The sequence below is a fragment of the Streptomyces sp. NPDC001027 genome (genome assembly GCF_040299045.1).
Taxonomy (GTDB): Bacteria; Actinomycetota; Actinomycetes; order Streptomycetales; family Streptomycetaceae; genus Streptomyces.
This window is the reverse complement of the sequence record NZ_JBEPBI010000246.1, coordinates 1-11,184: the sequence shown is the minus strand read 5'-3', so window position 1 is coordinate 11,184 and position 11,184 is coordinate 1. Positions and strand designations below refer to the sequence as shown.

Genomic DNA, 11,184 nt, shown 5'->3' with positions numbered 1-11,184 from the left:
CTTCTACCGGGTCCGCGGCGACATCCGCCGGCTGCTGTGAAGCCCGCGGGGGCGCGTCCGTGACGCGCACCGCCGGGGGAGGGGGCGACGGCACGCCGCCTCCGCCGCGAGGCCCCTGACGGGCTGTCGCGGCGGTGGCGGCGGCTGTTCCGTCCCGGCGGCTGACGTTCGGTCGGCGGTTACGGCTTGCGGGCGAGGCCGCCGTGCTCGCCGATCACGGCCGGGGCCGGGGATGCGGCCTCCGGACGCCACAGCGGGACCGAGACGACTCCGGGCTCCAGCAGTTCCAGACCGTCGAAGTACGCCGTGATCTCCTCGATGGTGCGCAGGTTGTACGGGACCGCGCCGCTCTCGTTGTAGGCGTCCTGGGCCTGCTCGAAGACCGGGTCCACGCCCCGCGAACCGTCGTTGACGGACAGGTAGCTCCCCGAGGGCAGCGCGGCCATCAGCCGGGTGACGACGGAGCGCGCCTCGTCGTAGTCGGCGACATGGCCCAGGATGTTGCTGAGGATGAGCGCCGTGGGACGGGTGAAGTCCAGGGTGTCGGCGGCGGCCGCCAGGATGCGCTCGGGGTCCAGCACGTTGGCGTCGACGTAGGCGGTCGCGCCCTGCGGGGTGGACGTGAGCAGGGCGCGGGCGTGGGCGAGGACCAGCGGGTCGTTGTCGACGTACACGATCCGTGTCTCGGGGGCCAGGCGCTGGGCGACCTCGTGGGTGTTCTCGGCGGTCGGCAGGCCGGTCCCCACGTCGAGGAACTGGCGAATGCCGGCCTCGGCGACGAGGAACGTGATGTTGCGGCGCAGGAAGGCACGGCTACTGCGGGCGATGGTGACGATGCCGGGGAAGACGGCGGTGTACGCGTCGCCGGCCTGCTCGTCGACGGGGTAGTTGTCCTTCCCGCCCAGCCAGTAGTTCCAGATGCGGGCCGAGTGCGGCACCGTCGTGTCGATCTTCTGAGGGGCCGCCGGTCCGGGCGTGGTGACATGGTCGGTCATGAGGGGCGTCCGTCTTTCAGCCGTGGCGTGAGCAGGTCGAGCCACAACTTACGTCCCAACGACCATGTTACGGACACCAGTTCACATTTTCGGTCGGTTCCGGTGGTCTATCGGCACAATTGCCCGGTGTGGCGGAAAAGTACTCCCGGGCGTGTCGGCGCCTGGGCGGGCCCGCGGGCCGACGACCGGACCACCGGGGCCTTCGGACCGGTATCGTGGCCGCCGTGAGGGCAGGCACCCGGCAGACCCGGCTGATCGTGCTGCGCGGCAACAGCGCCTCGGGCAAGTCGACGGTGGCGGCGTCCCTGCGGGACCGGTTCGGCCGCGGTCTGGCGCTCGTGGCGCAGGACAACCTGCGCCGGGAGGTGCTGCGCGAGCGCGACCGGCCGGGGGCGGCGAACATCGGGCTGATCGACGCCGTCGCCCGCTACGCCCTGGACGCCGGCTACCACGTCGTCCTCGAGGGACTCCTGTACGCCGACCACTACGGCGCGATGCTCGCCCGGCTGCGCGCCGACCACCGCGGCCCCACCCACGCCTACTACCTCGACGTGCCGTTCGCCGAGACCCTGGTGCGCCACGCCGCCAAGCCGATCGCGCACGACGTGGGCGAGGCGGACCTGCGCGACTGGTACCGCCCCCTGGATCTGCTGCCGGGCGGGGCCGAGACCGTCATCGGCGCGGACAGCGCCCTCGCCGACACCGTCGGGCGCGTGCTGCGGGACACCGGCCTGGACCGCCTGCCGCCGACGGACCGCTGACCTCGGCCCCGGGCCCGTCGGCCGCCGTCACCACGACTGCTCCAGGCACTCCGCCAGCCGTGCGACGGCGGTCGGATCCGGCAGATCCCGCAGCGAGGCGACGACCTGACCGCTCGCGAACTCCCGTTGCGCCGGCGTCACCGTCGGATCGATCGCGCACTCGGCCTGCACGCGGACGTAGTTCAGGGCCGTCGCGAAGAGCATCGAGAACGAGTCCAGGCCCCTGAGCACGGGGCGGCCACCGGCCTCCCGGTACGCGCGCACCAGCCGGCGGGCGGAATCGGCGTGGAAGCCGTTCCCGCCGGACCAGACGAACACGGCCTGCGCGAGCTCGCGACCCGCCGACGTCGGCCCGGCGTTGTCCCAGTCGAGGAGAACCGGCCCGTGCGGCCCCACCAGCACGTTCTGGGGCTGCACGTCGAGATGGGACGTCACCACCTCCTCCCCGGCGCACGGAACGCCGTCGGCGACGGACGCGGTGACGTGCCGGGCGAGCTCCCCGGCCGACGAGGCGACGAAGCGGCCCAGGGCGTCGGCCCACGGCACGTCGGCCCGTCGCACCCGCGCGTGAAGCGTCGCCCACTCGGCGGGCGAAGGACACCGCTCGTACCAGGGATCGGGCGTCCCGGTCTCCTGCGCGCCCGCCCGGTGCAGGGCGGCGAGCGTCCGGCCGCACCAGCTGAGGATCTCCGGATCGCGGGAGTCCGCCCGGGCTCCCTCGACCCACTCGTACAGCTTCACGCAGGGCCCGTCGGGCGAGCCGCCGAGCCGTGTGAGGCAGGCGCCGGCGCGGTCGGCGAAGAGCCGCGGAGAGGCGATGCCCAGCCTTTCCGCGGCGTCGCGCAGCGCGGACTCCCGTAGCACCTGCTCTTCGTCACCGTCGAAGAGCAGCTCCTTCACCGCCCACGCCGGCCCGCCCGACGGCCCGTCCGCCGAGTCGTCCGACGGGCCGTTCGGCGCGTGACTGCGCGTCAGCTTCCAGATCTGTCCGAGCGCGCCACGGGCGACCGGTTCCATGCCCCAGTCGCCGGGGCCCAGCGCGTACGCCTCCGCGACGACGTCGCCCAGGTCGCCCGTGTCGTGCATGTGCAACTCCCGTCAACAGTCGGTGTGCCGGCGCGGCGGCCGGTCACGGCTTGATGCCGACGCCCGTCCAGAGGCTGACGGTGGCGTCCGTGGCCTCGACGGCGCCGTCCGGACGCCAGCGGTGGCCGACCGCGATGCCGGGGTCGAGGAGGTCGAGCCCGTCGAAGAAGCGGGCGACGTCCGGCTGCGAACGGAACCGCACCGGCGTGCCCGCGGCCGTGTAGATGTCGGTGACCTTCTGCCAGACGACCGGATCGAAGTCGGGCGTGCAGTGACTGAGCGCGAGCGCGCTGCCCGACGGCAGGGCGTCCAGCAGCCGTCCCACGATGCCGTACGGGTCCTGCTCGTCCGTGACGAAGTGCATGAGCGCGTTGAGGGACAGGGCCACCGGCCGGTCCAGGTCCAGCACGTCGGCCAGGGCGGGCGCGTCGAGCAGCGCGCCGGGGTCGTTCACGTCACCGTGGACGTAGGCCGTGCGGCCCTGGGGCGTGCTGCGCATCAGCCGCTCCGCGTACTTCAGCACGAGCGGGTCGTTGTCGGCGTAGACGACGCGTGCGTCGGGGACCACCGACTGGGCGACCTGGTGCAGGTTGGGTTCGGTCGGGATGCCGGTGCCGATGTCCAGCCACTGGCGGATGCCGTGCTCGCGCGCCAGGACCCGGGTCGCCCGGTGCATGAACGCGCGGTTCTCCCGGGCGCACACGAAGATGCCCGGGTAGACCGACGCCACGGTCTCCGCGGCCTGCTCGTCCACGTCGAAGTGGTCCTTGCCGCCGAGGTAGTAGTCGTACATCCGGGCGGAGTGCGGCCTGCTGGTGTCGATGTCCCGCGGGGCGTTCGAGGTGGTCATCCTGTGCCTTTCGATGGTGTGCGTGGGGGGTGTCCGGCGGATCGCGCCGATGGGGCGGACGTGCTGCGCCGTCCGAGTCCGGCTCTCAGCCCGCCGTGAGATGGTCGGCGAGACCCCGTTTGACGCCCGCGACGAACGCGGCGATCTCCTCGGGGGTGTAGATCAGCGCGGGGCCGGCGGGATCGGTCGACTGCCGCATCGCCACACGCCCGTCGGCCAGTTGCTTCGTCTGCACGCACTGGCCGCCGTTGGGGCCGCTCCACGGGGACTCCCAGCCGTGCTCGCCGAGGTCGGCGGCGGGCATGCCGTTGTAGACGTGGTGGGGGGCACGGCCGTCGATGCCCTGGGCGCCGGTCATGAGTACTCCTTGCGCATCCGGTTCAGGAGCGCCCTGCTGTCGTTGTCCGAGGTCAGCAGGGACATGCGGTTGTGCGCCTCCAGATGGGCCGCGACGTCGGAGCGCTGGTCCAGGTAGACGGCGCCGGACAGGATCTCGGTGTAGACGACGTCGGGCAGCTCCGGCTCCTCGAACCGGAAATAGGTGAACGGGGCGCACGCGCCGACGTGGGCGCCGGCTGCGAACGGCACGACGTCCACGCTGACATGCTGCAGTTCCCACACCTCCAGCAGCCGGTCGATCTGCTCCCGCATCACCTCGGCGCCGCCCACCACCCGGTGCAGCACGGCCTCCTCCAGCACCACCCACAGCGTGGGCGCGTCGGGTCTCTCCAGCAGGCTCTGGCGGCGCAGCCGCAGGTCGACGCGGCGCCGCAGGTCGTCGTCCCGGTCGTTCGGGAATCCGCCGCTCAGGACCGCGCGTGCGTAACGCGGGGTCTGCAGCAGCCCGGTGACGTAGTGCGGCTCGTAGGCGCGCAGGGTCCGGGCCGCGGTCTCCAGGCTGACGTAGGCGCTGAACCAGCTCGGCAGCACGTCGCGGTACGGGTGCCACCAGCCCGGCTCGTTGGCCCGCTCGGCGAGAGCGATGAACTCCTCGATCTCCCGCCGGCCGGCTCCGTACGTCTCCAGCAGGATCTCCACGTAGAGCGGCCGCAGTCCGACCTCCGCCTTCTCCAGGCGTCGTACGGTCAGCGGCTTGACCCGGAGCGCCCGGGCCGCGTCCTCCAGCGAGACGCCCGCGTTCCGGCGTCGCTCCTGCAGACGTCGGCCGAGGATCATGCGCAGCACGGTGGGCGCACTGGGGCTGCCCGCGCCGGAACGGCCTTCGCTCACGCCCACCTCCTGGGGGAAGACACCGCCGAGAGTCCGGCTGCGGCACGCCGTAGCGGCCAGACGGATATCGGCTTGCTGAAATTATCAGGCAGTCGGTTGCAGCTTGAACTTCATTGCGAGCATAGTTACTTGTGTGAACCGCGCCGCCGAACTCGAGCGTTCTCCCGTCAAGCTCCGTCATCCGCACGCGAGTTGGACCATTCGGCAGTTCACCGGCGCAGGGCCCCTCCGGAACACCCCCTCCCTCCGGGTCTCTTGCTCACCTTCCCCGGCCTCCGGCTGCTCCCGTCCCCCACGGAAGGCGACCACCGTGTCCCCCCACGCGACCTCCCCCCAGTTCTTAGACACTTGGAGCCCGGACCGGACCCACTGGCTCGAACTCCCGGCGCACCGCTCCAGCGTGTCGATCGCCCGCCGCTCCATGACGGCGTGGCTGACCGCGTGGCGGCTGCCGGGCGAGCTGTGCGCGGACGCCGTCCTGCTGGTCTCGGAACTGGCCACCAACGCCGTGCGGCACACGCTCGGCGCCCGGTTCCTGTGCGGGGTCGGCCTGGTCGCCGAGGGATGCCTGCGCCTGGAGGTGCACGACCACGACCGTACGGGCCGCGGCCTGCCGCGCTGCGAACCCGGCCCCGACGACGAGGGCGGCCGCGGCCTGCTCCTCGTGGAGCAGCTCTCCCAGTCCTGGGGCGTGGACCGGTCACGGCTCACCGGCGGCAACGCGGTGTGGGCGAATCTGGCTGACTGAGCGCCCCTCACGGGCGGGCGCGGGCGCTCCCGGCGGCGGCCCGGCGTCAGCGGCCCGCCGGCGTCAGCTCGGCGAGCAGCAGGGTGCGGTCGTCGGCTCCGGCCGTGCCGGACGCCGCGTGCAGGAGCCGTCGGCACAGGGACGGCAGCGCGTCCCGCGCGTCGCCTTCCACGGGTTCGACGGCCGCCGCGTCCACGGTGCGCGCGAGGCGGGTGATCTCGTGGTCGATGTCGGCGTCGCGGGTCTCGACCAGGCCGTCGCTGTAGAGGACCAGCAGGGCGGGCTCGGGCACGCTCAGCACGGTCTCCTCGTAACTGCCCGCGCCCAGTCCGAGGGGCAGCCCCGCCCCGGCCAGCGCGACGGGAGCCGTCCGGCCCCGCGGACCGCGCAGCAGCGGGGGAGGGTGGCCCGCCCCCACCAGGGTGCAGGTGTGCCGCCGGGCGTCCCACTCCGCGTAGATGCAGGTGGCGAAGGAGACGCCCGGCGAGTCCCCGGCGAGGGCGTCGAGCCGGCCGACGAGGTCGGCCGCGGATATGTCCAGTGCCGCCAGCGTCCGCGCGGCGGTGCGGAGTTGGATCATCGCGACGGCCGACTCGGGACCGTGTCCCATCGCGTCCCCGACGATCAGACTGACCCGGCCGCCGGGCCGCCTCAGCACATCGGACCAGTCGCCGCCGACGAGGTTGCCGTGCCCGGCCGGCAGACAGCCGTGGACGGCGCGGCAGCCTCCGAACTCCTCGGCGGCGCCGGACGGCAGGCTGTTGCGGATGGCGAGCGCGGTGCGCCGCTCACGCTCGTACCGGCGCGCGTTGTCCAGGGCGACGGCGGTCCGCGCGGCCAGCGCCTCCGCGGCGGTCACGTCCGCCGTGCAGAACGGCGGCCGTCCCGGTCCTCGCGTGCAGTTGACGAAGCCGATCGGTTGGTCCCGGAGCCGCAGCGGGAGCACCAGGAACGACGTCACGCGCAGCAGGTCGCCGGCGCGCGCGTCGTCGTCGCCCGGACCGACGAGCCGCCCGGACGTGTGCGGATCCACCGCGTCGAGCAGCCGCGCCCGCCCGTCGGCGAGGGCCCGGGCATAGGGCGTCCGGCGGGAGTGGGCGACCATCTCGCCGACCGGCAGCGCGGCCTCCCAGTCCGCCAGCGCGCCGGGCCCGACGCGCAGCGCCGTCCGGCGCACCTCGACGCGGGGCGCGTCCGTGCGCAGGCGGGCGTTCTCCTCGAGACGCCAGCGCTCCAGCAGGTACACGGAGGCCGCGTCGCAGAACCCGGGGGTCAGCGCGTGCACGAGATGGTCGGCGGTCAACCGCAGGTCGAGTTCCGTGCCGATGACGTCGGCGGCGGGTGAGAACGCCGACCGGCGGGGAGAGGGCAGCACGGCGGACGGGTCGGGAGTGGCGCTGCGCGGTTCGTTCCGCAGGGTCGTGCCTTTCCAGTGGGGATTCCGGCCGCGCGACGGGGTCCGGGGGAGCCGCCGCGCACCCTCGCTCACTATATGATGACGCGTCAAATCAACTGATCCAAAAGCCAGTTGTGAAGATCGCCGCCACCATGACGACGTACCGCGGGCAACCGGTCCGAGCCGCCCGGGGCGGCTTCGCCGGCGGCGCTCCAGGGCGTTGTCAGTGGTGGCGGGCAGGATGACCGGCATGACAACACGTGGTGCAGTGATCGGGGACGCCGCCGCCTACGCGCAGGCGGTCGAGGACGCGGTGAAGGCGTCGGCGGCGTACTACTCCGCCGGCACGTCGGGCCTGGACGACGACGACTACGACCGTCTGGTGCGGTCCATCGCGGCCTGGGAGGCCGAGCACCCGGAGCAGACGCGGGCCGACTCCCCGACGGGGAAGGTCGCCGGCGGGGCCGTGGTGGGCGACGTCCCGCACACGGCGGCGATGCTGAGCCTGGACAACGTGTTCTCGCCCGACGAGTTCACGGCCTGGACCGTCTCGCTGGCCAGACGCATCGGCCGCGAGGTCACCCGGTTCAGCGTGGAGCCCAAGCTCGACGGCCTGGCCATCGCGGCCCGCTACCGGCAGGGCCGGCTCACGCAGCTCGTCACCCGGGGCGACGGGACGGCCGGGGAGGACGTGTCGCACGCGATCGGCGCCGTGGAGGGCCTGCCGACCGAGCTGGCGCAGCCGGTCACGGTGGAGGTGCGCGGCGAAGTCCTGATGACGAACGCCCAGTTCGAGCACGCCAACGAAGTGCGCACCGCGCACGGCGGAGCGCCGTTCGCCAACCCCCGCAACGCCGCCGCGGGCACCCTGCGCGCCAGGGAACGCGCCTACACCGTCCCGATGACGTTCTTCGGCTACGGCCTGCTGCCCCTCGCCGACAGCGACCCGGCGTTCGCCGAGCGTCTGCGGGAGAGCGCGCACAGCGACCTCATGACCGAGGCCGCCGCGCTGGGCGTGAACACCACGGCCGCCACCGCCGTGCCCGGGGTCACCGCGACCACCGTCGAGGAGGTCCTGACCCGGGTCGAGGAGACGGCCGCACTGCGCGCGACGCTGCCGTTCGGGATCGACGGGATCGTCGTCAAGGCCGATCTGGCGGCCGACCAGGCGGCCGCCGGATCCGGCTCGCGGGCCCCGCGCTGGGCGATCGCCTTCAAGCTGCGGGCCGTGGAGAAGATCACCCGGCTGCTGGCGGTGGAGTGGAACGTGGGCCGCACCGGCGTCATCGCGCCGCGCGCCGTCCTGGAGCCGGTGGAGATCGAGGGCTCCACCATCACCTACGCCACCCTGCACAACCCCGCCGACATCACCCGCCGCGACCTGCGCCTCGGCGACCGGGTCATGGTCCACCGGGCCGGTGACGTCATCCCGCGCATCGAGGCGCCCGTAGCCCATCTGCGCACCGGCGAGGAACAGCCCATCCCCTTCCCCGAGACGTGTCCGCGGTGCGGCTCGGGCATCGACGCCAGCGAGCAGCGCTGGCGCTGCGAGAACGGCCGCGACTGCCATCTCGTCGCCTCCCTGTCCTACGCCGCCGGGCGCGACCAGCTCGACATCGAGGGCCTCGGCCGCACCCGGGTCGTCCAGCTGGTCGACGCCCGACTCGTCGGAGACCTCGCCGACCTGTTCACGCTCACCCGTGAGCAGCTGCTGGGCCTGGAGCGGATGGGGGAGACCAGCACCGACAACCTGCTGGCCGCGCTCGCCGCCGCGAGGGCGCAGCCGCTGTCGCGTGTGCTCTGCGCGCTCGGCGTCCGCGGCACCGGCCGTTCGATGTCGCGGCGCATCGCCCGGCACTTCGCCACCATGGACTGTCTCCGCGCCGCCGACGCCGACGCGATCCGGCAGGTCGAGGGCATCGGCGCCGAGAAGGCCCCCTCGATCGTCGCCGAACTCGCCGAACTGGCCCCGCTCATCGACAAACTCGTCGCGGCCGGGGTGAACATGACCGAGCCGGGCGCCACCCCGCCGGCGCCCCGGACGACCGAGGGCGCGGACGAGGGCGGAGGCGAGGGCGGAGGCGACGGCGCGGAGGGTGCGGAGGGCGCCGACGAGGCGGGCCGTCCGCTGGCCGGGATGACCGTGGTCGTCACCGGCGCGATGACCGGAGCCCTGGAGAAGCTGAGCCGCAATCAGATGAACGAGCTCATCGAACGGGCCGGCGGCCGCTCCTCCTCCAGCGTCTCCGGGAAGACCTCTCTCGTGGTGGCCGGGGAGGGCGCCGGATCAAAGCGCGCCAAGGCCGAGGCCCTCGGCGTCCGCCTCGCCGCCCCGGACGAGTTCGCCGCCCTGGTCGCAGGCCTCCTCACCCCGGACGCCGGCGCCCCGTCGTCGGTGTGACGGTCGTCCCGGCAGCCGTCCGCCGCCGCCCGGCGCCGGTCGGCCCGGCGATCAGCACCCGACCCGGCCGGCGATCAGCGCCGATCGGCGCCCGATCAGGGCGGTGATCCGCGCCACTTGGTCGCGGAGAGCGACGTCACGCCAGGTGGTGCGGTATTGGCCAGGCGCGCGACACGCGGTACCGTCGCTCTGATATCGACGACGTCAGCACGGAAGCCGGTGGAAATCCGGCACGGTCGCGCCACTGTGAACGGTGGGCTCCTCCTCGGGAGCGCATCGAGAGTCAGACCCGGAGCCGTCGTCCTGTGCACCACCGAGATGGGACGCGAACTCCCAGAGGAGGCCCTGCCATGGCGCAGCATGTCGCCCAGCCGACCCCCACCACCCCTGTGGTCCCCGCCAAGTTGCCGCTGAAGGACATCGCCCCCTGGGCCGTCTTCTTCGGCGTCCTGATGCTGGTCCTGCTGTACTTCGTCGGCGCCGAACAGGGCGCCACCTCCGTCGTCTCCGGCGAGGGAGTCCACGAGTGGGTGCACGACGCACGCCACCTTCTCGGCTTCCCCTGCCACTGACGAGGGACGCCGCACACTCGATGAACTCCGCAACGGTAAGAAACCTGCTCGTCCGCGGCATGCTCGCCGGCCTCGCGGCCGGCGTGCTCGCCCTGGTCGTCGCCTACTTCCTCGGCGAGCCGAACGTCGACAGCGCGATCGGCTTCGAGGAGTCCCACGCCCCCGCGCACGAGCACGAGGTCGAACTCGTCTCCCGCAGCCTCCAGTCCACCGCGGGCCTCGCCACCGGCGTCCTGGTGTACGGGGTGGCCCTCGGGGGCATCGCCGCCCTCGCCTACTGCTTCGCGCTGGGCCGCGTCGGCCGCTTCACCCCCCGGGCCACGGCGCTCCTGCTCTCGGGGGCGGCCCTGCTCACCGTGTACGTCGTCCCGTTCCTCAAGTACCCGGCCAATCCGCCCGCGGTCGGTGACCACGACACCATCGCCAAGCGGACCACCCTGTACTTCCTGATGATGGTGCTCGGCGTGCTCCTCGCGGTCGCCGCCGTGATCGCCGGCAGGCGGCTCGCACCGCGACTGGGCGCCTGGTACGCCACGGTCGTCGCCGTCCTCGGCTTCACCGTCGTGATCGGGCTGGCCTACGCGTTCCTGCCCTCCGTCAACGAGGTGCCGACGGACTTCCCGGCGGCCCTGCTGTGGCGGTTCCGGCTCTCCTCGCTCGCCCTGCAGATCACGATGTGGGCGGGCTTCGGCCTCGTCTTCGGGGAACTGGCCGAACGGCTGCTGAACCCGAAGCCCGCCGCGATCCCCGCGGGGACGGCGGTGACCGCCTCGCGGTAGCCGCGGGCTCCGTCCCGGAGACCGACGATCGGGCGGACGCGACCTCAGGCCGTCTCCGCCCGATCCAGCGGGAGCCCCAGCCGCAGGTTCCAGCGGCCGCCGCGCCCGCTGACGGAGGTCGCCGTCAGCGGCGGCACGTCCAGCCGCCAGAACGCCGTCGCGGGCGCCCCCAGCACCTGCACCGCCGCGGCCCGTACGACCTCCGGCTCCACGACGGCCAGGACGCGTCCCTCGCCGTCCGCGGCCGTCTCCAGCCAACCGGCCACCCGTGCGCACAGATCCCGCACGGACTCCCCGCCGTGGGGGGCCGACTCGGGATCGCCGAGCCAGCGGGCCACCGCCTCCGGTTCGGCGGCGCCGACCTCG

The 11,184-nt window shown here is 73.3% G+C and carries 12 protein-coding genes and 1 riboswitch; of the genes, 5 read left to right on the top strand and 7 right to left on the bottom strand.

The genetic code is table 11. The features are described 5' to 3' along the window. Positions 1-179 precede the first annotated feature (179 nt). Positions 180-995, bottom strand: coding sequence for an SAM-dependent methyltransferase (locus ABT300_RS36310; RefSeq protein ID WP_351685203.1), 816 nt, complete (start codon positions 993-995; stop codon positions 180-182). A 215-nt stretch (positions 996-1,210) separates the two neighbouring features. Here ABT300_RS36310 and ABT300_RS36305 point away from each other — a divergent pair, with 215 nt between their 5' ends. Further along, positions 1,211-1,756 (top strand): AAA family ATPase, encoded by a 546-nt coding sequence (locus tag ABT300_RS36305; RefSeq protein ID WP_351685201.1) that lies wholly within the window; start codon positions 1,211-1,213, stop codon positions 1,754-1,756. A 27-nt stretch (positions 1,757-1,783) separates the two neighbouring features. On the opposite strand, the gene ABT300_RS36300 is transcribed toward ABT300_RS36305, so the two are convergent. The 4 genes from ABT300_RS36300 to ABT300_RS36285 form a co-directional block, all read right to left on the bottom strand. Next, complete coding sequence (locus tag ABT300_RS36300) at positions 1,784-2,842, bottom strand: phosphotransferase enzyme family protein (protein WP_351685198.1); 1,059 nt, start codon at positions 2,840-2,842, stop codon at positions 1,784-1,786. 43 nt (positions 2,843-2,885) lie between these two features. Continuing rightward, positions 2,886-3,692, bottom strand: coding sequence for an SAM-dependent methyltransferase (locus ABT300_RS36295; RefSeq protein WP_351685195.1), 807 nt, complete (start codon positions 3,690-3,692; stop codon positions 2,886-2,888). An 85-nt stretch (positions 3,693-3,777) separates the two neighbouring features. After that, positions 3,778-4,050, bottom strand: coding sequence for a DUF397 domain-containing protein (locus tag ABT300_RS36290; protein ID WP_351685192.1), 273 nt, complete (start codon positions 4,048-4,050; stop codon positions 3,778-3,780). Next, a complete protein-coding gene (locus ABT300_RS36285) occupies positions 4,047-4,922 on the bottom strand; it encodes a Sco1979 family transcriptional regulator (RefSeq protein WP_351685189.1) in 876 nt (291 codons plus the stop codon). Before ABT300_RS36285 ends, ABT300_RS36290 begins: the two co-directional genes overlap by 4 nt. A 310-nt stretch (positions 4,923-5,232) precedes the next feature. Between ABT300_RS36285 and ABT300_RS36280 the strand changes: the two genes are divergently transcribed. Continuing rightward, positions 5,233-5,670: an ATP-binding protein gene (locus ABT300_RS36280; protein ID WP_351685186.1), complete on the top strand. Its 438-nt coding sequence runs from the start codon at positions 5,233-5,235 to the stop codon at positions 5,668-5,670. A gap of 46 nt (positions 5,671-5,716) precedes the next feature. Here the strand turns inward: ABT300_RS36280 and ABT300_RS36275 are convergent, their stop codons facing one another. Continuing rightward, positions 5,717-7,045 carry a PP2C family protein-serine/threonine phosphatase gene (locus ABT300_RS36275; RefSeq protein ID WP_351685183.1) on the bottom strand — a complete coding sequence of 443 codons (1,329 nt, stop codon included), beginning with the start codon at positions 7,043-7,045 and terminating at the stop codon, positions 5,717-5,719. Positions 7,046-7,307: 262 nt separating this feature from the next. Between ABT300_RS36275 and ligA the strand changes: the two genes are divergently transcribed. From ligA to ABT300_RS36260, 3 genes are all read left to right on the top strand, one after another. Then, positions 7,308-9,467: an NAD-dependent DNA ligase LigA gene (gene ligA, locus ABT300_RS36270; RefSeq protein WP_351685181.1), complete on the top strand. Its 2,160-nt coding sequence runs from the start codon at positions 7,308-7,310 to the stop codon at positions 9,465-9,467. Between the two features lie 159 nt (positions 9,468-9,626). After that, a riboswitch (cobalamin riboswitch) is annotated at positions 9,627-9,787 on the top strand. Between the two features lie 30 nt (positions 9,788-9,817). Beyond that, positions 9,818-10,039 (top strand): CbtB domain-containing protein, encoded by a 222-nt coding sequence (locus ABT300_RS36265; protein WP_057576756.1) that lies wholly within the window; start codon positions 9,818-9,820, stop codon positions 10,037-10,039. A gap of 20 nt (positions 10,040-10,059) precedes the next feature. Continuing rightward, positions 10,060-10,818, top strand: coding sequence for a CbtA family protein (locus ABT300_RS36260; protein WP_351685177.1), 759 nt, complete (start codon positions 10,060-10,062; stop codon positions 10,816-10,818). Between the two features lie 44 nt (positions 10,819-10,862). Here the strand turns inward: ABT300_RS36260 and ABT300_RS36255 are convergent. Then, on the bottom strand, positions 10,863-11,184 hold a 322-nt coding region (locus ABT300_RS36255), incomplete at its 5' end, for a histidine phosphatase family protein (protein WP_351685174.1).

What these genes read in the sequence shown, in the direction of transcription:
- ABT300_RS36310 (WP_351685203.1), bottom strand. Translation starts at nt 995, where the DNA reads ATGACCGACCATGTCACCACGCCCGGACCGGCGGCCCCTCAGAAGATC.
- ABT300_RS36300 (WP_351685198.1), bottom strand. Translation starts at nt 2,842, where the DNA reads ATGCACGACACGGGCGACCTGGGCGACGTCGTCGCGGAGGCGTACGCG.
- ABT300_RS36295 (WP_351685195.1), bottom strand. Translation starts at nt 3,692, where the DNA reads ATGACCACCTCGAACGCCCCGCGGGACATCGACACCAGCAGGCCGCAC.
- ABT300_RS36290 (WP_351685192.1), bottom strand. Translation starts at nt 4,050, where the DNA reads ATGACCGGCGCCCAGGGCATCGACGGCCGTGCCCCCCACCACGTCTAC.
- ligA (WP_351685181.1), top strand. Translation starts at nt 7,308, where the DNA reads ATGACCGGCATGACAACACGTGGTGCAGTGATCGGGGACGCCGCCGCC.
- ABT300_RS36265 (WP_057576756.1), top strand. Translation starts at nt 9,818, where the DNA reads ATGGCGCAGCATGTCGCCCAGCCGACCCCCACCACCCCTGTGGTCCCC.
- ABT300_RS36260 (WP_351685177.1), top strand. Translation starts at nt 10,060, where the DNA reads ATGAACTCCGCAACGGTAAGAAACCTGCTCGTCCGCGGCATGCTCGCC.